Raw genomic sequence first — 20,442 nt, forward strand, 5'->3', positions numbered from 1 at the left:
GTGCCACCAGACCAGGTCGAAGCCGGATCGTCGCGAATGCGCCTGTCGACGCTGTGACCGGGTGTGGTTCGTCAATCCGGAAGACATGTGCCGGCCCTGCGTCGAGGAAGTCGTCGCCACCGACGCCGACTGGTACTACAGTCCGACCTCAAGCCCCCGTCCGGTGCAGCTCACTCTGATCTTCCAGGGGCTGCCCAAGCGTCGGGCGAAGCCGTTCGGCCCCTACCGGAAGCACGCCGACGGCCGTTACCAACGCCCGAAGTGGGCACGGGCACAGCGGCCCGATCCGGTGGCCGACGATCCACGTGTGCTGCCGCCGGCCGTTCCCGGGCAGATAGCCCTGTTCGAGTGCCGCAGCCGTATCAGCATCGACTTCGCGAGCCGGATCCGTGACCGTCCGATCCTTGACCTGGACGCCGTCGAGCCGGCGCTGGCCGAGTTCATCGCAGAGCGCAGCTACACCCAGTGGTGGCTCCCGGTCGCCCGCGACGTCGTGCGGCTTGCCCTTGCGTTGGCCGCGGCGGAGGGAAAGACGCTGGTCGACGACGCCGTCCTCGCCTGCATGCCGCGGTTCGCCGGCGCCGCCGCCGAGGCCCTGCGTCGCTCAGGACTGCTCGACCCGGATTGCGAGCTGCGTCCCGCTCCACGCGGGCCAGCCGTCGTCGCGGGGCGCGAACCGCGAAGCTGCGCGCTCTGCGGCGCCTTCGGCGGCACCGCAGAGATGTGTGCGGCCTGCCGGGCTTGGGCACTGAGCCGCCCTGACTCCACCGGCGTCTGTGCGCGCTGTCAGCATCCTGCACTGGCCATACGCGACGGCTGGTGCCGCGTCTGCCTGCTGCACGTCCAGGAGCAGGGCATCGATGCTCACGACTATGACTGGTGCCAGCTATGGCTCGCCGACAGCGTCGTCGGGCTGTCCGAACGTCCCTTCCCTCTGAGCTGGCGGCGCACCGAGCCCTCGGCTCCCGCCGACAGGGAGCTGATTGCCGCGCGCACGTCCGTCGGCCTCTCGCCCCACCTGCTCGTACCGGGACAAGGCGAACTGTTCAGCGTTCGGCGGGAGTGGGCAAACGCGCGAGCGACGCTGGAGAGCTACTCCTTGTCGTCGGGGGCAGCCAACATGCTGGATCAGTTCAAGCACCACGGCCAGGAGCAGGGTTGGAGCAGCGAGAACCTTTCCACAGCAGCCAAGACCCTGCGCATCTTGTTCGGATGGCTCGGCAACGCGGCCCCGATCCCCGAGCAGGACATCAGGCTCCTCAACGAAGGGGGGCTGCGGACCCGCAGGGTGCTGCGATTCTTGGCCGACAACGGCCTGGTCATCCCCGACACCGCGCGCCAGAGCGAGCCACGTGAACATGCCTCGCACCGCATCATCGCCAGCCTGCCGTCCAGCATCGTCCCGGAGATCGAAGAGTGGGTCGTGCTGCTGCGAAGGGAAGGCCGCAACGGCCGGCCCCACGCCCGCTACGCCACGATCCGGAACTCCCTCACCTACGCCCACCCGGCCCTGGTCGAGTGGGGGCGACGCTACCGAACACTGCGCGAGGTGACCCCGGCCGACGTCGACGCCGCAATCGAAGCCCAAGTGGGCGAGGCGGCACGCCACATGGGGATCGCGCTACGCAGCATCTTCCGCACGCTCAAGCGCAACAAGACCATCTTTCGCGACCCCACCCGCGGCATCGTCGTCCCTCACGGCCCCACACGGCCGCCGCGCACGATCCCCAGCGACATGGTCGCCGGGCTCATCGACCGCGCGAACGGAGCCGCTGATCGCCTGGCCGTGGCTCTCGTCGCGATCCATGCGGTCGGCCAACGCGAACTCACCCGCATCCTCGACGAAGCCCGCGTCACCGTCGATCCAGTCCACCTCATGCGCGTCTTCAGCATCACCGCCGACACCGCGCTGACCTACATCTACGCCGCCCATCCGGACAAACGCCCCGACCGGCTGCCGTGACGGCAAGCTAAGTGGTCGGCTCCGGACGTCCTTCGGGAGTTGACGCTGAAGAAGCTCCCGTGCCTGTGCCAGGTGGCGTTGAGGACGCGCCCTCGTAGCCGAGGGCTTCGGGGGCAACCGGAGGTGCACCTCACTGAATCGCTACCGGAGTGGTGTTTCTGTGTCGCTTGCCAGCCTTGCGTGGAGTTCGACGTCATAGCGCACGTCGTCATACTTGAGCTTCTGCCGTTGGAGCCCTTCTACCGCGAAGCCGGAGGCGGTAGCGACCCGGCAGGACGCAGGGTTGTTGACCCGGTGCCCCAGCTCGAGTCGGAACAGCTCAGCGTCATCGAACGCCCACCGCGCCAGAGCACGGCACGCCTGTGAAGCGACACCCCGCCCGCGGGCTGCGGCCGTCGTCCAGTATGAGACCCACCCAATGTCATGGCGTCGATCGATGGCACCAACAGCGACATTTCCGAGTACGACCCCATGGCCGTCAACCACGGCGAAGCCGAAGGCCGAGCCTGTGTCCCATCGCTCTGCCCATCGCGAAATCCACTGGTCCGCAGCGTCCTCCGAGTCGATGGCCTCTTCAGACTGCCCGCGCATCAAAGGATCTGCGAACGCACTCATCACGGGGCGGGCATCCAGCCCGGCCCATCGACGCAGCAGCAGGCCGGACGATGTCTCTAGGTGATCACGCACGGCCGGAGTCTCGCCCATCACGGAGGCCCTGTCACCCCGTTTTTGCCAGCGCACAGTTTCGAGCCCGAAAGATGAAAGAACAAGCGCTCCGTTAACAACAAGAAGAATCCTCCGTCACCCCGGTGGCTTGATCAACCCCCGAAGGACTTCCGGAGTCGACCACCAAGGAACCCACCGCCCACCCGACTACCCTGCGGAGGCTGACGCGCGTGTTCCCCACTCACACCATCCGAGATTCCGCGAACCCGCGCGGGGGGCCCGGTGGGCGGGTGGAACCGGGCGAGACTCCTCGGGAGGCCGCAGGGCGCGAGCTTCTTGAAGAGACCGGCCTTCGGGCGGAACTGCTTCGGGAGCCCGCTCTGGCGACCGTCCGTTCCTATCGGCCTGGCGCTCCGGTGACGTTCGGACTGTCATACGCCGCAGTCGTCGATGTCGAAGTGCCGCTCGTCCCGGAGGACGGGCAGCCGGTGACATGGGTGAGCCTGGAGGAGGAGTGGGACAGCTGGTTCCCCGGCGACCCGGCCTGGATGCGCCGGCATGCGGCGTGGGTCGCGTCGCGGCCCTTCCGATCCTACGGAATGTGACCAGACCACAGAACTTGCGCTAGCCCCCAAAACATACCGTCGAAGACAGCCCCGCTGGTTATCCAGCGGGGCGAAGTGCTGCCAGGTGGGAGGTTCGGGTGCGGGCTCGGGGTGTCGAGGTGAGCCAGGCGTCGATGCGGGTCAGGTTGATGGCCGCGCCGGTCAGCTGGTGCTGGAGGCTGGTCTTTGCCACGCCGCGATAGCGGGACCTGCGCAGGCCGAAGGCGAGGACGCCCTGGGAGAAGGTTCCCTCGATCCCGGCGCGGACCTGGTAGCGCTTCTTCCACTCGTCTGTCTGTTGTCGAGCTCTGGCCTCGCGGGCTGCTTCGTACTCGTCCCGGTGACGCAGGCTGATCTCGCGTCGCTCGGCTTTCGGCGAGCTCACGCAGTTCCGCAGGACGGGACAGACGCGGCAGTCGGCCGGGGAGAACCGGACCCGGATGACGGACAGTCCCTCTTGTGACTGCCCGTTGCGCCACTGGGTGCTGGTGACCCCGTTGGGGCAGGTGACCTGCTTGTTCTCCCAGTCGATGGTGAAGGCGTCCTGTCCGTAGGCGCCGGATGCCTGGGCGGTGGTGTTCCCGGCCAGCGGGCCGTGGAGGTCGACGCCGTGGTCACGGCGGGCCGCCGCCAGCGCGCCGGCGCTGACGTATCCGGCGTCCACCCAGTGCTCGGCGGGCAGCCGTCCGGTCTCGGCGAGACGCGCGTGGATGACCTTGGCCATTCGGTTGTCGGGCACCGGGGCGACCGTCGTGATCACCTGAGTGAGCAGGTTCGGGGCATCGGGTTCGCAGGTCTCGGTGAAGTGGACCTTGTATCCGTTCCAGACGATGTCGCGTTTGACGCTGCCCCGGGCCTGCGGGTCATGCGGGGTGACTATCCGCATCGCCCCCGGCGGAATGTCTTTTGGGCCCCGGCGCCGCACCGCCTCCTCGACGACCTCGAAGTGCTGCACCCACACCCGCCGCAGAAGCTCCACGGCTTCGAGTGATCGCACCTCCAGCGGCGCCTGGTCCGACCATGCGGCCTGGAGCAGGAGCATGCCGTCCGCGCCGATCCGTTCCCCAACCTCGGCGCGTTTCGTGCGGCTCTTGGGGAAACGGGACTCCTGCAATGGGGTTCCGTAGTGCTCGAACCATTCGGGGAGTGCGACAGAGCCGAGCCATGAGGGCGCGGTCGCGGCGGCCGCGTTCAGAGCCGACCGCAGCGTCTCGCCGACCAGCTCCGGCCAGCTCAGATCACGGGCCGCCGACTGCGCATGCGTGGAGTCGGTGCGGGCCCGCCTGCCGCTCTTGAGCAGCCCGCGGTCCTGGGCCGCCGCCAGGACCGCGTCCAGCAGGCCCCGGCCCGCGTCGCAGGCCACCAGCCGGTCCCGGAACTCCGACAGGACCGAGTAGTCGAACCCCGGGTCCTCCAGTTCGAGGCCGAGGTCGTACTTCCAGTCGATCCGGGCCCTGACCGCCTCGGCCGCCTGGCGGTCGGTCAGCCCCTCCACGAACTGAAGCACCACCACCAACGCCAGCCGGCCTGGCGACCACGCGGGCTTCCCTCTGCGCGGAAACGCCATGGCGAAGTCCTCGTCCCGGAACAACACCCCCAGCTCGTCCCGGACCCGGATCGCCAGACTCCCTCCGGGAAACGCCCTTCGGGCCACCCGAACCGTCCCGGCGGGAATCTCCCCCGGCTCCTCCACGCGCAACGACACGGACGCCCTCCCCAAGAAACGTCGGCCTTCACGACCACAACCAGGTCATGAAGGCCGACGTCACGCGCAGGGCTCGGATTCGCCAACAGCGTCAGCATCAGCTGTGCGGGCCCTTCTGCGCGGGCGGCCGGGTCCGGATCGGTCCGGACCCGGCCGACACCCCGTAACCGGTCAGGGCCGCTCGACCCGGAAGTCGCCGGTGGCCGGGTGGGGTTCCGCCAGGACGTCACCCGAGGAGCCGAGTCTCGCCCGGAGGTGGAGGGTCGCCCCGAGCACCACGTCCTGGAGCAGCTCGCGCCGGATGCCGAGACTCAGCCGGGAGCCCGTGAGGTTGGGGGAGATCAGGTCGGCCATGCCCGGTACGGGGAGAGAGGCGAGTACCTGGCAGGTGGCGAGGTCCCACTCGTCGAGTCGTGGGTGGGCCGTCCGGGCGAGGAGCCGGAGGGTGAGTGCGGTGAGGTTCTCGACGGCCTGGACCACGTGTTCACACCCCCACGGGGGCTGCGGCCCTCCGGCCGTCGAGGTACGCGACGAGCGCCGAGGAGATGGGCAGGCCGGTGTGCGCCTCGTAGTAGCTGTAGGCCGGCATGGGATTGACCTCGAAGCACACCCACGCGCCGTCGGGTGTGCGGCGCAGGTCGATGCCGGCGAGCGGCAGGCCGAGCGAGGCCGCGAGCTGCACGCAGCGCCGGGCCGTGTCCGGGGGCAGGTCGTGCGGGGCGAGCAGGGCGGACTCCCCGCTCTGATCGGCGTAGCGGTAGTCGATCGCGTCGCTGTCGACAGCCGCGGCATGGGTTTCCTCGCCGACGACGTGGACGCGTACGTCCTGCCCCGGCACGTAGGCCTGGAACTGCGTCGGGAGTCCGCGGACGAGGGCGAGGCGGCTCTCGTCGGCGTCGGTGAACTCCCTGACGATGGAGCGGATGCCGCTGACCGACTTGTAGACGATCCGGCCGTGCAGGGCGCGGAACGCGAGGATCTCGTCGGGGTCGTCGCTGACCAGGGTCTCCGGTACGGCGAAGCCGGAGCGCCCGATGAGCTGGGCCTGGTACGGCTTGGAGGAGTTGGACTCCATCGCGCGGGGCCGACTGACCACGACGGCCGGGGTCGTGTCGAGCCAGCCGACGAACCACTCCTGGAACGCCGCCGCCCTCGCCCGGGCCGCCGGGTCCCCGTCGGCGGGCGGCTCCAGCGGGCGGGCGTACACGGCCGACACGTCGCCGAGCGGGACCCTCATCCCCTCCACGGTCAACCGGGCGTCCAGCTCGTCCGTTCCGACGACGAGGTCGTACCGGGCGGTGCGGGCCTGGTCGATCACCAGGTGCCGCAGGTCGGCGTCGCGGGCGGCGTTGATCGCGCGGGTGAGGGGCGGGTCGTCCGTACGGCCGAAGAACAGGATCACTCGGGCCTCCTCGTGGGCTGTTCGGCGACGGCCACCATGAAGGAGGCGGTGGCCTCGACGTGCAGCGGGTCGTCCAGGCGCGGGCAGAGGTGCACGTCCGTCACGACGGCGCCGGTCGCGCCGGGCGCAAACCGGAGCTCGAAGTGCCGTGTGCCGAGCGCGTCGGCGAGGCGTCGGCAGCGCTCGCCGTAGTCACCGGCCCGGGGACCGATCACGCGGTCCCCGGCGACGAGCAGACTGTCGTGGTACGCCGTCGGCGCATCCGGCAGCACGTCGACCGGGACCGGCGATCCGGGGCCGCCCGGCCACGCGAGGCGCGGCACGTGCCGTTCCCCGGGAGCGGGCCGGCCCACCAGGCCGCCGCGCGTCGCCCCGCCCCGCCGGGCCACCGGCAGACCGCACTGTTCGGCGTGGACGAGGGCCGTCGTCCGTGAGACAGCCCCGTGGGCGGTTCCGTACGCGCTGATCAGGCCGATCACCCGGGGCGCGAGGGAGAGCAGCCAGCTGGCGACCAGGGCCTGCCGCTCGCTGTGTGCGTACAGGGCGTCCTTGGCGCGGGGGCCGTTCTCGGCACCCGCGGCGAGCGGCAGGCCCGGCAGGCGGAGCAGCGCCGCGCCGATGGTCCCGTCGTCGAGCACCTGCCCGGTGGGCAGGGTGATCCGGGTGGACGCCTCTCCGGCACCGTTCACCCGGTGGCTCCACCGGGCGCGGGCGAGGTCGGCGGGTGTGAGGGTCAGGACGCCTCCGGGGCCGGCCCGGGGCGACAGCGCGCGGGCGACTGCCGCCGCGCCGCCGTCACCGGGTGCGGCCAGGAGCAGGAGGGTTCCGCTCACTGCTGGGGGAGGCTGTCGTACGACCGCTTGGCCTGCGCGTCGCCGGCCTCGACGGCTTCCCGCAGCGTGTCGGCGCCCGGTCCGTACTGCGGTCCGCCGATCAGGTCGGGCCGCAGTTCGGTGCCGATGAACGGCTCGGCGGGGTCGCCCGCGCCGCCGGCCCCGCCCAGGGTCTGCTCCAGCGCGGCGAGCCGGGTCTGCAGGTCCACGATGGCGGCGGCGGTGGGGTCGCCCTCCCCGCCGGTCAGTCGCGTCGTCACGTCCGGAGGGTTGTCCCAGTCGTCCTTGATCTCCTTGTGCGGCGTCTTGTGCTCCCTCCGGTCCTTCAGGTCCTTGTGCTCCTTGAACGGCTCCTTGGTCTTCACCTCCACGTCCTCCTTGTGGTCCTTGAGGTCCTTCAGCTCCTTGGACCGTTCCTTCGCCTCCTTGAACGGTTCCTTGATCTCCTTGCGATCCTTGATCTCCTTGATCGGGGACTTTCCGCAGGAGACCGACACCTCGGCCGTCATGGTGACCGCCGACGGTGAGATCCGGGTGACGGAGACACAGGAACTGGCGCCCGCGTGAGATTTGGAGTGAGGTGCGCTGGAGGAGGTGAACGTGGTGTTGCCGCTGCTCCCGGGGTACGGATCGCCGTCGTCGCCACGGTTCTGGTTCAGTTCGAGGTTGCGCTTGTTGTCGGCCTGCACCAGGCCGACCTTGTAGCGGTTCTCGTCCCGGTTGTTCGGCTGGTTCTCGTCGATGTGCCAGATCAGCAGCCCGTCTCCCGGAAGCGAGACGTCGTACCCGGTCCGCTGGCGGTTCTCCAGGAGGAAGTACTCGCTGCCGCCCGCACCGTTCTTCCAGAGCCGGTGGACGGTCTGGCTGGATTTGACGTCCGGGAAGGACTCACTGCCGCCGGCGGTGACGACCTTGGTCGTGGCCCAGCCTTGGTTGACCTTGCACCAGGCGGACGGGTGCGTGGGGATGTCTCCGCCTCCGCCCCAGGAGCCGGCTCCCATCAGGCACCACGATCCGACGCCCTCCGAGCTGTCGTCCGTGTCGTAGAGGTCGGGGAAGCCGAAGAGCAGATGTCCGAGTTCGTGCGCGCAGACGCCGATCTTCGCGTCCTCGGAGATGGTCAGATAGCCGAAGACCTTGGTGCCGTCGGTCGGGTGCACGGTGGGCAGGGTCGACTTGTGCGACCAGATGTGGTTCGGGTTTCCGGTCTCGTCGGCGGCGGGCCCGGCGTGCACCACGATGAAGGCGTCGACGTAGCCGTTCCCGTCGTTGTCGAACGGCGCGAAGTTCACGCTCGGGTCCGCGGCCTCCACGGCGGACTTCGCCATGAACGGTGACCGGAACGGCCCGCTGGGCCTGGCGATGCCGTAGTTGCCGGCCGCGTACCAGTCCATGGTCTCGGGCATGCGGTACGGGCCGTGGACCTCGCCCACGAGGTCCACCAGGCCGTTCGTGACCTCGCGGTAGTACTCGCGCACGCTGCCGTGCGGCATCGCGCCGAGCGAGAAGAACAGCTTGTCGAGGTCTCCCGCCGTCTTCGTCATCGGCTTGTCCGAGAAGTCGACCAGGACGACGACCGCCCTGATGGTGCCGCGCAGCGGCGCCCGGTCGGCCGCCGCCGCGCTGATGGTGGCTCGGGAGGTGCCCGGCGGAAACTCCTCCGGCGGGAAGATCGTTCCGTCGTCGAAGCCCAGGGGTGTGGGCGTGCCCGTGAAACCGAGCAGGTTCGTGAGCTCGCCCGGAGCACCGCGTACTTGGTCGAGTTCGTCCAGCATGCGTCGGCGCAGTTCCGGGCTGGGGGCGACGGCGCAGAACGAGGAAGAGACGGCGGCACGGTCGGCCATGTCGACTCCATGGAGTGATGACGTGTTGCTTACCGTAGCCAAGGTAGGCCTGGCCGGCTTCGGGTGCGCGCTGGACGAACGAGCCATCGACATATGCGCTCTCCTGGGCGGCGCACGCCGCGCACGAGAACGCGCCAATGTGCGCCCTGGCGCCCCCACGCGCCGAGCGAGATCGTCGAGGGCTACCGCTCAGAACGCGCCCGCATGCCAGGCCGTACGGTGCCCGAGACGCAGGCCGAGCTCCGCCATGAACGCGTCCGCGAGCCGCGGCCAGTCGCAGAACTCGAACGGCAGCGCCCCGCGAGCGCTCTCGCCGAAGCCCTCGCGGCCGTCAAACCTGCTGCCCGGGCCCGGCCGGCGCAGGCCCGCTTCGCCGGCCGAGGTCGGCCCCGGCTTCGGCCCCTCAGCCCTGGTAGGGCACGCGGGCGATCTCCTTGATGCCGCCCAGGGTGCCCCACTCGTTCTTGCCGAGCCTGGTCAGGGGGCGCATCAGCGCCATCTCGGGGTGGCCGTCGAGCATGACCGACTCGTCGACCGCCGCGTGCACGACCCGGCCGAAGACGACCGTCGAGTCGCCGATCCGCAGCGTGCTGTGCAGCTCGCACTCGAGCGCCACCGGCGACCCGGCCACGCGCGGCGGCTTCACCCGCAGGCTCGGCTCGCGCTCGACGCCACAGGCGTCGAACTCGCTGACCCCGCGCGGGAAGTCCGTCGCCGTCGCGTTGATCTGCTCGAAGAGCCCCTCGGGAGCGAGGTTGACCACGAACTCCCCCGTCTCCTCCACGTTCCGCAGCGAGTCCTTGCGGCCGACCGACGTGAACTGCACGACCGGCGGCGTGACCGAGGCGATGGTGAAGAAGGAGTGCGGGGCCAGGTTGTCCGTCCCGTCGGCCGAGGACGTGGAGACCCAGGCGATCGGCCGGGGCACGACGGTGGCGGTGAGCAGCCGGTAGAAGGAGGTGCGGTCGCTCAGTTCGGGATCGATGTTCACGCGCATGCCCGACAGTATGACCGGGTACGGGAAGTCACCGCGCGCACGCCCCTTGGCCCCTGGCGCGGCCTGCCCGACACTGATCCGATGACGCAGCGCGTGGACCTCGCGACCGTGATGGACCGACTCGCCGTCGACGACCTGATCACCGGGTACGCGGCGGCCGTGGACGACGCCGACTGGACCGCCTACCGGGAGCTGTTCGCCCCGGAGGGCCGGGCCGACTACCGGGGCTCGGGCGGCGTCGAGGGCCCGGCGGCCGAGGTGGCCGACTGGCTCGCCGAGGCGATGACGCTGTTTCCCGTACGCCAGCACCTCATCGTGAACCGGCGGGTCCTCTTCCGTGACCCCGCCGGCTACCCGCAGACCGGCGACGCGGCGGACATCCGCGCCGACTACGTCAACCCGATGCGGTTCACGTCCGGCGAGGACTTCGTCTGCGGGGGACGCTACGCGTTCGGGGCGCTGCGGACCGCCGACGGCTGGCGGCTGAGCTCGGTGGTCGTCGACGAACGGTGGCGCCGACACAACTGAGCGGCGCTCCGCCCGAGCCGCGCCGAACCCGGTCACACCCGACACTGAAGGCAAGGGCGGAGGCATGTCATGCGAATTCCGTTCGTGCACCGGGAGCGGGACCAGGACGGGGACCGGTCCCCGGACGATGAAAGGGACCAGCACCCGGACCAGGGCGGGGGCCGGACCCCGGACCAGGAGGGGGAGAACCGGCCCCCGGAACACGGCCCCGGCCGGACGGCCCGTGGGCCCGCCCGTCGGCGTGCCTTCGGCCGCTCCCTCCTCGCCCTCGCCTGCGGCGCGCTGCCCGCGCTCGCCTTTCCCGCCCCCGGACTCTGGTGGTGGGCGTACCTGGCGCTCGTCCCCTGGCTTCTCCTCATCCGTACGGCTCCGGGCGCGCGCCGTGCCGCCCTGGACGGCTGGCTGGGCGGGATCGGTTTCGTGCTCGCCGTCCATCACTGGCTGCTGCCCAGCCTGCACGTCTTCCTCCTGCCGATCGCGGCGCTGCTCGGCCTGCTGTGGCTGCCGTGGGGGTGGCTCGTACGGTTCCTGCTCGGTGGTGCGCCGTCGGCGCTGCGGGCCGGCGTCGCCCTGCTCGCGGTGCCGTCCGGCTGGCTGCTGATCGAGCTGGTCCGTTCCTGGGAGGGTCTGGGCGGCCCGTGGGGGCTGCTCGGGGCCAGCCAGTGGGAGGTTCCGGCGGCGCTGCGGCTCGCCTCGGTGGGCGGGGTCTGGCTGGTGACGCTGCTCGTGGTGGCGGCGAACACGGCGGTGACGCTGCTCGTGGCCGCGCCGGGGGCGCGTACGGTCGGGGTCGCGGGGATCGCGGCCTGCGCGCTCGTGGCGGGCACGGTCGCTTGGGGGGTCGGGGCGCCGGGCGTGACCGGAACGGTGCGGGTGGCCCTCGTACAGCCGGGGGTCTTCGACGGTCCCGACGGGGCGGAGCAGCGGTTCGACCGTGCCGAGGAACTGACCCGCTCGCTCGTCGGGCAGCACGTCGACCTGGTGGTCTGGGGAGAGAGCGGGGTGGGGGCCGATCCGGCGGGCCGTCCCGACCTCGCCGCCCGGCTCACCGCCCTGTCGCGGGCGGTCGACGCGCCGCTCCTGGTCAATGTGGACGCCCGCCGGGCCGACCGCCCGGGCATCTTCAAGAGCGCCGTCCTGGTCGGTCCCGAGGGGCTCACGGGCGAGCGTTACGACAAGATGCGGCTCGTGCCGTTCGGCGAGTACGTGCCGGCACGCGGCGTCCTGGGCTGGGTGGCGTCGTTCGGCAAGGCCGCCGACGAGGACCGTCGGCGGGGCACCGCACCGGTCGTGATGACACTGCCCGGCACGGGCGACGCCACCACCCCGGCCCTGCGGATCGGCCCGCTGATCTGCTTCGAGTCCGCCTTCCCCGACATGAGCCGGCACCTTGTCCGGGGCGGTGCCGGGCTCCTGGTCGTCCAGTCGTCGACCAGCACCTTCCAGGAGAGCTGGGCGCCCGCCCAGCACGCGTCCCTCGCGGCGCTGCGGGCGGCGGAGACCGGGCGCCCCGTCGTCCACGCGACGCTGACCGGGGTCAGCGCGGCGTACGGCCCCGACGGGCGCCGGATCGGGCCCGTGCTCGGCACGGACGCGAGCGCCGTCGCCGTCCGGGACCTGCCGCTCTCCTCTTCGACGACCGGCTACGTCCGGTGGGGCGACTGGCCGTTGTACGGGGCGCTCGCCGTGGTGGGCGCGGTGTGCGCCGCCGAGGGCGCGGGCGCGCTCAGGAGGCCTGGGTCAGCGCCTCGCGCACGACGCGCTCGCACAGCTCGTGGGTCAGCAGGGCGTCGCGCGCGCTGAGCATCCGCCCGTCGCGTACGGCGTCGAGGAAGGCCAGTACGGCCTGCTCGATCCCGCGCTGGCGGGCCACCGGCACCCAGTCGCCGCGCTTCCGCAGGGTCGGCTGGCCCTTGTGGTCGACGACGTCGGAGAGGTTGAGGACCTGGCGCTTGGTGTCCTGCCCCGAGACTTCGAGGATCTCCTCGGTGGAACCGTTCATCCGGTTCATCATGCCGATGGCGGTGAAGCCGTCGCCCGAGAGCTGGAGCACGACGTGGTGCATGAGCCCTTCGCGGATCCGGGCGCGCACGTCGACGTGCTCGATGTCGCCGGGGAGCAGGAACCGCAGGGTGTCGACGACGTGGATGAAGTCGTCGAACACGAGGGTGCGCGGGTCTTCGGGCAGGCCGACGCGGTTCTTCTGCAGGAGGATCAGCTCGCGCGGGTGCTCGACGCACTGGGCGTAGCTGGGGGCGAGGCGCCGGTTGAAGCCGACGGCGAGGCTGACCGAGCGCTTCTCTGCCAGTTCCACGATCCGCTCGCAGTCGGCGTACTCGTACGCGAGGGGCTTGTCGACGTACGTGGGGACGCCCGCGTCGATGAGGCGGCCGGCGATCTCGGCGTGGGCGGCGGTCGGCGCGTGGACGAAGGCCGCGTCGAGTCCGGCGGAGAGCAGCGAGTCGAGGTCGCCGTGGCGCTGCGCGGCGGGCAGGTGGAGGCTGTCGGCGACTCGGTCGAGGGTCGCCCGGGTGCGGGTCTGGAGGTGTACTTCGACCCCGGGGAGGGTGGCGAGGACCGGAAGGTAGGCCTTCTGCGCGATGTCGCCGAGTCCGATGCAGCCAACCTTCACGGGGTCTCCCTTGTCGTGTTCACCGGCCCTGTACGGGTGGGCCGTTCGCGCTGGTCAGCTTACGCGGGCCGGGCCGGGGCCACCGGCGGCCGCCAGTCCGCGATGCCGTCGAAGCCGCGCAGGACGAGGCCCGGGCCGAAGCGGGAGACGGCGCTGACGAGCGTGGAGCGCAGGGCGACGGCGGGGCGGGCCGAGAGCAGGGTGACGGCTCCGGTGCGGGCGGCCTTGCGGACGATGGCGGTGGTACGGGGAAGGCGGTCGGCGGTGTACGCGGCGAGCGCGCGGCCCGGGTCGACGTCGTGTGCGGGGCCGGCGTGGTGGGCGAGGACGACGGCGTCCTCGATGGCCTGGTTCCCGCCCTGGCCGAGGCTCGGCATCATCGCGTGCGCGGCGTCGCCGAGGAGGGCGACCCGGCCCCGGTGGAAGGCCGGCAGCGGGTCGGGCAGGTGGTGGACGTCGTGGCGGAGGATCTGGCCGGGGTCGACGGCGGCGAGGATCTCGGGGACGGGGTGGTGCCAGTCGCCGAAGAGGCGCAGGAGTTCGGCCTTCTCGTCGTCGGGCGCCCTGCCGCCGGCGGGTGCGGCGGCCATCGCGTACGCGTAGATCCGGCCGTCCTTGAGGGGCTGGCTGCCCCACAGGCGTCCGGCGCCCCAGGTCTCGTGCGGTGCGAACGGCCGCTCGGGGGCGGGGACGACGACCCGCCAGGTGGTGCAGCCGGCGTACCGCGGGCCGGGGTGCCCGGGGAAGAGGGCGTGCCGCGTCGCGGAACGGATGCCGTCGGCGGCGACGACGAGTTCCGCTTCGATCTCGCCCGCGGGGGTGGCGAGGCGGGCGGGGCGGTGGTGGTCGCCGGGGTCGACGAGCGTGGCGGCCGCTCCGGTGCGGACGGTCCCGTCGGGGAGGGCCGAGGTGAGGATCTCGACGAGGGTGGCCCGGTGGAGGAGGACCAGCGGCCCGCCGAAGCGCGCGGCGGCGGCCTTGGCGTTCGTACGGGCGAGCCAGCGGCCGTCGGGGGCGCGCATGCCGCCGTCGCCCTGCCAGGCGGCGAGGGCGCGGACGCGGTCGCCGAGGCCGATGACGTCCAGGGCGCGCTGGGCGTTGGGGGCGAGGCCGATCCCGGCGCCGACGGGGGCGAGGTCGGCGGCGCGCTCCAGGACGGTGACCTGCCGGCCGCTGCGGTGGAGGGCTACGGCGGCGGTGAGGCCGCCGATGCCGGCTCCGACGATGACGGCACGGTGCTGTTCCATGACTGCTCCTCGGATCCCTCGGATCAGGAAACTACAGGTGTAGTGCGTCTGGTGGAACGACCGTACTACAGGTGTAGTCGCCTCGGTAGTAGGTTGTCCCCATGACCGCATCCACCGCCGCCTCCCCCTCCCCCCAGGAAGGCCCCGCGTCGCGCGCCGAGCGGATCGGGGACGCCGCCCTCGACCTCCTCGTGGAGCGCGGCATGCGGGGCCTGACCCACCGCGCGGTGGACGAGCGGGCGGGACTGCCCCAGGGGTCGACGTCGAACCACGCCCGCACCCGCCAGGCCCTCCTGGAGACGGCCGTACGCCGCCAGGTGGAGCTGGAGTCACGGGTCCTGACCCCGGACGAGATGCCGGGCGCCGGCGACGCGCCGCCGGACGCCCTCGTGGACGCGCTCTCCCGCGCCCTGCACCGGTACCTCACCGACCACCGCGCGCTGCTCGTCTCCCGCTACGAACTGGCCCTGGAGGCCACCCGCCGCCCCGAACTCCGCGCCTTCTTCGACTCCGCCGGCTCCGTCTTCCACGGCCCACTGGTCGCGATGATGTCGGCCGCCGGCTCACCGGAGCCCGAGCGGCACGCGCTCTCCCTCATCGCCTGGAGCGAAGGGCTGATGTTCTCCTGCGCCGCCGGCTCCTTCCATGCGGCGGTGCCGAGCAGAGCGGAACTGCGCACCGGCTTCGACGAGTTGCTGAGGGGCATGCTCGGGGGCTGAACCGCCCGGGATGCGCGACGGGAAAGCGGTGGCGTGGCCGATGGCCGTGGGGGACGATGCCGCGCATGACCACCGAACGCATCGAATCCGTCCCTCGCGTCGACCCTTCCACCACCTCGGGCGAGCGCGAAGCGCTGGAGCAGTGGCTCGACTTCCATCGCGCGACCCTCGCGATGAAGTGCGAGGGGCTCGACGACGCCCAGCTGCGCACCCCTTCCGCCCCGCCCTCGGACCTCACCCTGCTGGGCCTCGTCCGCCACATGGCGGAGGTCGAGAACGGCTGGTTCCGCAACGTCCTGGCCGGCGAGAAGGCGGGCTGGGTCTACTCGACCGAGGAGGACCTCGACCGGGACCTCCACATCACCGACGAGGACACCTACGAGGAGGCGTACGCCACCTGGCAGGCGCAGATCGCCCACGCGCGCGTCCTGGCCGCCGGGCACGGTCTCGACGACCTGGCCACGGGCAGGCATCGCAGCGGGGAGCCCTTCAACCTCCGCTGGATCTACCTCCACATGATCGAGGAGTACGCACGCCACAACGGGCACGCGGACCTCATCCGGGAGCGGATCGACGGCGCGACCGGCGACTGAGCGGGCGGGCCGCTCGGACCGACGACGGACCGCCCGCTGACCGTCCGTTGAACGCCCGCCGACCGTCCGCTGATCGACCGGTGGCAGACCAGGGGCCGACCGATGACCCGCCACCGGGCCCGCCACCGGGTCAAGGCCGGTCCCGCCGCGCCTCACCCGTGTGGGGCATTCCCCGCCGGTAGGGGCGCGAAGATCACCGTCGGACCAGCAGAGTTGCGCGGGTGCATGGAACCCGAACCACAGCGAAGATCCTGGTCGGGGCGGCCGTGGCCGCCCTCGCGGGCTGCGTCTCGGTGGACGCCCCGCCGACGGCACCCGCCCCCGCGCCCGCCGCGGAGACGGTACGCCCCGCCCAGGACGTGGCCCCGCAGATCGTCGAGGGACCGGCCCGCGAGGCTCTCGAAGCGGCGCTCCCCGCTCCCCCGCCGTCCGCCAGGCCCCGCGCGGCGCCCACGTCCGAGGTGCACCGGCGCACAGTGGCCCCGCCCCGCACGGAGGCGCCGCGCAAGGAGGCCGTGCCGCGGCAGCGCGAGCGTCCGCACCCGGCGGCCCGCCAGGCGCTCCCCGGACTGCACGGGCTCTCCGATCTGCCGAAGACCCCGCCGGTCTCCCGGGCGGACGTCTGCGACCTCGGCGAGCGGTACGGCGGCTGGGCGCCGGGCAGCGACCAGTCGAGAATCTGCCACGGCACGTACGGCCGCTGAGGCCCAGGCCGCCGAGGCCGGCAGCCGAGCCAGGCGGCCGCACCGCCCGCCGCGCCCCCCGCCGCCCGTCCCTGCCGCCTCACAGCCCCCGAAGACGCAGCTCAAGGCGCTCGATCGCGGCCCGGACCCCGTTTCCGTAGCCGTCGTCGTCGAGGTGGTCCGACGCGGCGCGGGCCCGGTCCAGATGGACCCGGGCGGCGTCGGGCCGCTGGAGCTTGACGTAGTCGGCGGCCAGGTTGAGGTGGAGCGAGGGGTACAGCGCGCGGAGGGCGACCGCCGAGCCGTGCTCGGCGAGCCGCTCCTCCGCCAGGCCCTCGGCCGCGCTCAGGGCCCGCAGGTCCCAGGCCAGCTCGGTGTCGGGGTCGTCCTGGGCGTCCGCCATGTAGTGCGCGAGGGTGCACCGGTGCAGCGGATCCCCGTCGGGGCCGATCTGCTGCCAGATGAGCCCGAAACGATTGCGGGCCTCCTCGCGGTCGCCGCCGTGGAGCAGCATCATGGCCTGCCCGATCCTGGTCATGACCCCGTCGTCCGACACCTGCTGCTGCTCGGTCACCGCGACCTCCACCCGCTCACCCACTGGGAGAGCCGACGCTAGCCGCACACGGCCCCGATCGGGCCGAGGCTCAGCCGAGGTCCGGGATGCGCCAGTCGATCGGCTCGTGTCCCTGGGCCGCGACGGCCGCGTCGATCTGGGTGAAGGGCTGCGATCCGAAGAACTTCTTCGCCGACAGCGGCGACGGGTGGGCGCCCTTCACCACCACGTGCCGCTCCTCGTCGATGAGCGGCAGCTTCTTCTGCGCGTAGTTGCCCCAGAGGACGAAGACGGCGGGGTCGGGCCGCGAGGCGACCGCGGTGATGACCGCGTCGGTGAACTTCTCCCAGCCCTTGCCCTTGTGCGAGTTCGCCTCGCCGGAGCGGACGGTCAGCACGGCGTTGAGCAGCAGGACGCCCTGCTCGGCCCACGGCATCAGATAGCCGTTGTCCGGGATCGGGTGGCCGAGCTCTGCCTGCATCTCCTTGTAGATGTTCCGCAGGGAGGGCGGGGTCTTCACCCCGGGCCGGACGGAGAAGCAGAGGCCGTGGCCCTGCCCCTCGCCGTGGTAGGGGTCCTGACCGAGGATCAGGACCTTCACCTTGTCGTACGGGGTGGCGTCGAGGGCGGCGAACACCTCGTCCTTCGGGGGGAAGACCGGTCCCTTGGCGCGCTCCTCCTCGACGAACTCGGTGAGCTGCGCGAAGTACGGCTTCTGGAGCTCCTCGCCGAGAACACCCCGCCAGGACTCGGGCAGCATGCTGGTGTCGGTCACGGTCAACAACCTCCGGTGGACGTTCCTGATCTACGTCCAAGAACCTACCGGGGGCCACTGACAGTGGCCCCCGCGGTCCTGCGTCGGCCGACTCCACGAGTCCGGCGAGTCCTGCCGGTCCTGCGTGTCGTGCCCGTCCTGCGTGTACTGCCTGTCCTGCGGGTCCTGCGGGTCCTGCGGGTCCTGCTACCAGCTGGCCCTGCGGTACAGCTCCCAGACCTGCATGACCGTCTGCGGGTCGAGCGCGCGCTCGCCGCCGCCGATGTCGTCACGGGCCGCGATGTACAGCTTGCCCTGCCACAGCGGCAGCAGCCGGACGTCCTGGACCATGATCTCCTGGGCCTCCACGAACTCGTCCGTGACCGTCCCGCGGTCGCTCTCGCGACGGGACTTCGGAAGCAGCTCGCCGGTGATCCTGGGGCTCACGTAGGGCGTACCGAGGACGTTCTCCTTGCCGATGAACGGCGCCACGAAGTTGTCCGGGTCCGGGAAGTCGGGGAACCAGCCGCGGCCGAAGACCGGGTACTCGCCCTTGTGGTAGCCCTCCTGGAACTCCTTCCAGGGCTTGCCCTGGATGGTGACGTCGAAGAGGCCGGACTCCTCCAGCTGACGCTTGAGCTCCTTGAACTCGGCGGCCGTCGAGGAGCCGTACCGGTCCGTCGTGTACCAGAAGGTCAGCTCGACGGGCTCGGTGATGCCGGCGTCGCGGAGGATCTTCTTCGCCTTCTTGGCGCTCGGGTCGCCGTAGCGGTCGAAGAACTTGGTGGTGTGAGCCGCGATGCCCTTGGGCACCATCGAGTACAGGGGCTCGGCCGTGCCCTGGTAGACCTTGTTGACCAGTTCGTCGCGGTCGACGACCTGGGCGATGGCCTGGCGGACGGGGAGCTTGGAGACCGAGGGGTCCTGGGTGTTGAAGACCAGGTAGCGGATGTCGGCGCCGGTCGACTCGACGATCTGAAGGCCCTTGTTCTCGGGCTTGTCGTCCTGGAGCTCGATGACCTCCTCGGCGGTGAGGCCGCGGTAGGTGGCGTCGATCTCCTTCTCCTTGAGCGCGGCGACCATCGCGTCGGACTCGTCGAAGTACCGGATGGTGACGCCGCCGTTCTTACGGTCGGCGAAGCCCTTGTACGTGGGGTTCTTGGTCAGCTCGGCCTTGTCGCGCTCGGTGTACGAGTCGAGGACGTACGGCCCCGAGCCGGTGAGCTTGCCGTCCTTGCGGAGCTGGTCGGCCGGGTACTCGGCCGGGTCCACGAGCGACATCGCCGGCGTGGCGAGGACGAACGGGAAGGTGGCGTCCGACTTGTTGAGCCGGAAGACGACGGTCCGGTCGCCTACGGTCTCGATCTTGTCGAGCGAGCCGAGCATGCCGTTGGGGCCGCCCTTGTGGTTGATCGTGCGGATGCGCTCGATCGAGTACTGCACGGCCTTGGCGTCCAGCTTGTGCCCGTTGGAGAAGGTCAGGCCCTCCACGAGCTTGCACTCGAAGACACGGCTCGACGTGTCCGAGAACTTGCAGTCCGCGGCATCCGAATCCGGGATCGTGCTGCCCGTAGGGAAACTCACCAGGGTCTGGAAGACATTCCGGAAGAGCTCCCAGGAATTGTCCCAGGCGGCAGCCGGGTCAAGCGTGGTGGGAGAACTCGTCGTACCGACGACGATTCTCTGATCCCCGGCGGAATCACTGTCCGAGAAGACACTGCATCCGGTTACCAGGGATATGGACACAAGGGCTGCAGCGGCCTGCAGACTGGTCCGGTTGAACACGTGCACGCTCCTCGTTCAGCCACGGGTCGGCCGACGATACCGCAGCACCCCGTCAGGTCAATCTTCGAGCCTGACGGGGCACTTAAGGCATTCGACGTATAACCGGGGTCAATCCGGACATGAAATCCGGAAAGTGTCCGATTATCGGTCACCCGACTCCGGCGTTCAGGAAAATCCCGCCGTCGACGACGAGCGTCTGGCCGGTGATCCACTCCGACTGGGAGGAGGTGAGGAAGGCGGCCGCGCCGCCGATGTCCTCGGGCTCGCCGAGTCGCCCGAGCGGGTAGGCGGCGGCTGCCTCCGCCTCCCGGCCCTCGTACAACGCCTGCGCGAATTTCGTCTTCACGACCGCCGGGGCAATCGCGTTGACCCGCACGAGCGGGGCGAATTCATGGGCCAGCTGAATGGTCAGGTTGATCATCGCGGCCTTGCTGATCCCGTAAGCGCCGATGAACGGCGAGGCGGAGACGCCGGCGACCGAGGCGATGTTCACGATCGCCCCGCCGTGCTCCTTCTGCCAGGCGTGCCAGGTCCGCTGGGCGAAGCCGAGCGCGGAGACCACGTTGGTCTCGAAGACCTTGCGGGCCACCCCGAGGTCCAGGTCGGCGATGGGGCCGAAGACCGGGTTCGTACCGGCGTTGTTGATCAGGAAGTCCACCCGGCCGAAGCCGTCCATCGCCGCCTCCACGGCGGTGGCCTGGTGGGCCTCGTCGTGGGCCTTGCCGGGGACGCCGATCGCCCGGTCGGCGCCGAGGCGCTCGACGGCCTCCTTGAGGGCCTCCTCGCCGCGTCCGGTGATGACGACCCGGTCGCCGCGGGCGACGAGCGCCTCGGCGATGCCGTAGCCGATGCCCCGGCTCGCGCCGGTGACGAGGGCGACCTTGCCGGACAGTTCCGGCCGTGCCTGTGTGGTCATGTGTGCCTTGCTCCTCT

Annotated in this window: 20 protein-coding genes; 7 read left to right on the forward strand and 13 right to left on the reverse strand. The window is 71.1% G+C overall.

From position 1 onward, the window contains the following. The first annotated feature begins 61 nt into the window (after window positions 1–61). Complete coding sequence (locus OG514_RS38110) at window positions 62–1,963, forward strand: hypothetical protein (RefSeq protein WP_266902874.1); 1,902 nt, start codon at window positions 62–64, stop codon at window positions 1,961–1,963. A gap of 141 nt (window positions 1,964–2,104) precedes the next feature. Here the strand turns inward: OG514_RS38110 and OG514_RS38115 are convergent, their stop codons facing one another. Next, on the reverse strand, window positions 2,105–2,668 hold the full coding sequence (locus tag OG514_RS38115) for a GNAT family N-acetyltransferase (RefSeq protein ID WP_125743822.1): 564 nt from the start codon (window positions 2,666–2,668) through the stop codon (window positions 2,105–2,107). Window positions 2,669–2,859: 191 nt separating this feature from the next. Here OG514_RS38115 and OG514_RS38120 point away from each other — a divergent pair, with 191 nt between their 5' ends. Continuing rightward, on the forward strand, window positions 2,860–3,234 hold the full coding sequence (locus tag OG514_RS38120) for an NUDIX hydrolase (protein WP_266902880.1): 375 nt from the start codon (window positions 2,860–2,862) through the stop codon (window positions 3,232–3,234). A gap of 58 nt (window positions 3,235–3,292) precedes the next feature. Here the strand turns inward: OG514_RS38120 and OG514_RS38125 are convergent, their stop codons facing one another. The 6 genes from OG514_RS38125 to OG514_RS38150 form a co-directional block, all read right to left on the reverse strand. Continuing rightward, window positions 3,293–4,939, reverse strand: a complete 1,647-nt coding sequence (locus tag OG514_RS38125; protein ID WP_266902882.1) for an IS1182 family transposase — start codon at window positions 4,937–4,939, stop codon at window positions 3,293–3,295. 171 nt (window positions 4,940–5,110) lie between these two features. Next, the gene (locus tag OG514_RS38130) at window positions 5,111–5,419 is read right to left on the reverse strand and encodes a hypothetical protein (protein WP_266902884.1); all 309 of its coding nucleotides are present in this window, start codon (window positions 5,417–5,419) and stop codon (window positions 5,111–5,113) included. A gap of 4 nt (window positions 5,420–5,423) precedes the next feature. Further along, complete coding sequence (locus OG514_RS38135) at window positions 5,424–6,341, reverse strand: RimK family alpha-L-glutamate ligase (RefSeq protein ID WP_266902886.1); 918 nt, start codon at window positions 6,339–6,341, stop codon at window positions 5,424–5,426. After that, on the reverse strand, window positions 6,338–7,174 hold the full coding sequence (locus OG514_RS38140; RefSeq protein WP_266902888.1) for a hypothetical protein: 837 nt from the start codon (window positions 7,172–7,174) through the stop codon (window positions 6,338–6,340). Before OG514_RS38140 ends, OG514_RS38135 begins: the two co-directional genes overlap by 4 nt. After that, on the reverse strand, window positions 7,171–9,018 hold the full coding sequence (locus OG514_RS38145; RefSeq protein ID WP_266902890.1) for a M6 family metalloprotease domain-containing protein: 1,848 nt from the start codon (window positions 9,016–9,018) through the stop codon (window positions 7,171–7,173). The genes OG514_RS38140 and OG514_RS38145 overlap by 4 nt, the downstream gene beginning before the upstream one ends. Before the next feature lie 403 nt (window positions 9,019–9,421). Beyond that, entirely contained in the window at window positions 9,422–10,015 is a 594-nt protein-coding gene (locus OG514_RS38150; protein ID WP_266902892.1) for a flavin reductase family protein, read from the reverse strand. Window positions 10,016–10,096: 81 nt separating this feature from the next. Between OG514_RS38150 and OG514_RS38155 the strand changes: the two genes are divergently transcribed. Together OG514_RS38155 and lnt are read left to right on the forward strand one after the other, a co-directional pair. Beyond that, a complete protein-coding gene (locus tag OG514_RS38155; protein ID WP_266902894.1) occupies window positions 10,097–10,543 on the forward strand; it encodes a nuclear transport factor 2 family protein in 447 nt (148 codons plus the stop codon). 69 nt (window positions 10,544–10,612) lie between these two features. Continuing rightward, complete coding sequence (lnt, locus tag OG514_RS38160) at window positions 10,613–12,346, forward strand: apolipoprotein N-acyltransferase (protein ID WP_266902896.1); 1,734 nt, start codon at window positions 10,613–10,615, stop codon at window positions 12,344–12,346. Here lnt and OG514_RS38165 read toward each other — a convergent pair. Both OG514_RS38165 and OG514_RS38170 read right to left on the reverse strand, forming a co-directional pair. Beyond that, on the reverse strand, window positions 12,270–13,175 hold the full coding sequence (locus OG514_RS38165; protein WP_266902898.1) for a Gfo/Idh/MocA family protein: 906 nt from the start codon (window positions 13,173–13,175) through the stop codon (window positions 12,270–12,272). The genes lnt and OG514_RS38165 overlap by 77 nt on opposite strands. A 59-nt stretch (window positions 13,176–13,234) precedes the next feature. Then, entirely contained in the window at window positions 13,235–14,422 is a 1,188-nt protein-coding gene (locus tag OG514_RS38170) for an FAD-dependent monooxygenase (protein WP_266902900.1), read from the reverse strand. Window positions 14,423–14,523: 101 nt separating this feature from the next. Here OG514_RS38170 and OG514_RS38175 point away from each other — a divergent pair, with 101 nt between their 5' ends. From OG514_RS38175 to OG514_RS38185, 3 genes are all read left to right on the forward strand, one after another. Continuing rightward, window positions 14,524–15,141 carry a TetR/AcrR family transcriptional regulator gene (locus tag OG514_RS38175; protein WP_266902902.1) on the forward strand — a complete coding sequence of 206 codons (618 nt, stop codon included), beginning with the start codon at window positions 14,524–14,526 and terminating at the stop codon, window positions 15,139–15,141. A gap of 65 nt (window positions 15,142–15,206) precedes the next feature. Then, window positions 15,207–15,734 (forward strand): DinB family protein, encoded by a 528-nt coding sequence (locus OG514_RS38180; protein ID WP_266902904.1) that lies wholly within the window; start codon window positions 15,207–15,209, stop codon window positions 15,732–15,734. Between the two features lie 221 nt (window positions 15,735–15,955). Beyond that, on the forward strand, window positions 15,956–16,438 hold the full coding sequence (locus OG514_RS38185) for a hypothetical protein (RefSeq protein WP_266902906.1): 483 nt from the start codon (window positions 15,956–15,958) through the stop codon (window positions 16,436–16,438). A gap of 79 nt (window positions 16,439–16,517) precedes the next feature. On the opposite strand, the gene OG514_RS38190 is transcribed toward OG514_RS38185, so the two are convergent. The 4 genes from OG514_RS38190 to OG514_RS38205 all read right to left on the reverse strand — a co-directional run bounded on the left by OG514_RS38190 (window position 16,518) and on the right by OG514_RS38205 (window position 20,425). After that, window positions 16,518–16,991, reverse strand: a complete 474-nt coding sequence (locus OG514_RS38190) for a hypothetical protein (RefSeq protein WP_266902908.1) — start codon at window positions 16,989–16,991, stop codon at window positions 16,518–16,520. Window positions 16,992–17,061: 70 nt separating this feature from the next. Beyond that, window positions 17,062–17,745 carry a uracil-DNA glycosylase gene (gene ung, locus OG514_RS38195; RefSeq protein WP_266902910.1) on the reverse strand — a complete coding sequence of 228 codons (684 nt, stop codon included), beginning with the start codon at window positions 17,743–17,745 and terminating at the stop codon, window positions 17,062–17,064. A gap of 186 nt (window positions 17,746–17,931) precedes the next feature. Further along, window positions 17,932–19,509: an ABC transporter substrate-binding protein gene (locus OG514_RS38200; RefSeq protein WP_266902912.1), complete on the reverse strand. Its 1,578-nt coding sequence runs from the start codon at window positions 19,507–19,509 to the stop codon at window positions 17,932–17,934. 148 nt (window positions 19,510–19,657) lie between these two features. Next, complete coding sequence (locus OG514_RS38205; protein ID WP_266902914.1) at window positions 19,658–20,425, reverse strand: SDR family oxidoreductase; 768 nt, start codon at window positions 20,423–20,425, stop codon at window positions 19,658–19,660. Between the last annotated feature and the right edge of the window lie 17 nt (window positions 20,426–20,442).

The sequence above is a fragment of the Streptomyces sp. NBC_00572 genome (genome assembly GCF_026341815.1).
Lineage (GTDB): Bacteria > Actinomycetota > Actinomycetes > Streptomycetales > Streptomycetaceae > Streptomyces.

Coding starts and splice junctions, on each gene's coding strand:
- OG514_RS38115 (WP_125743822.1), bottom strand. CDS start 2,668: ATGGGCGAGACTCCGGCCGTGCGTGATCACCTAGAGACATCGTCCGGC.
- OG514_RS38145 (WP_266902890.1), bottom strand. CDS start 9,018: ATGGCCGACCGTGCCGCCGTCTCTTCCTCGTTCTGCGCCGTCGCCCCC.
- OG514_RS38150 (WP_266902892.1), bottom strand. CDS start 10,015: ATGCGCGTGAACATCGATCCCGAACTGAGCGACCGCACCTCCTTCTAC.
- OG514_RS38155 (WP_266902894.1), top strand. CDS start 10,097: ATGACGCAGCGCGTGGACCTCGCGACCGTGATGGACCGACTCGCCGTC.
- lnt (WP_266902896.1), top strand. CDS start 10,613: ATGCGAATTCCGTTCGTGCACCGGGAGCGGGACCAGGACGGGGACCGG.
- OG514_RS38170 (WP_266902900.1), bottom strand. CDS start 14,422: ATGGAACAGCACCGTGCCGTCATCGTCGGAGCCGGCATCGGCGGCCTC.
- OG514_RS38175 (WP_266902902.1), top strand. CDS start 14,524: ATGACCGCATCCACCGCCGCCTCCCCCTCCCCCCAGGAAGGCCCCGCG.
- OG514_RS38180 (WP_266902904.1), top strand. CDS start 15,207: ATGACCACCGAACGCATCGAATCCGTCCCTCGCGTCGACCCTTCCACC.
- OG514_RS38205 (WP_266902914.1), bottom strand. CDS start 20,425: ATGACCACACAGGCACGGCCGGAACTGTCCGGCAAGGTCGCCCTCGTC.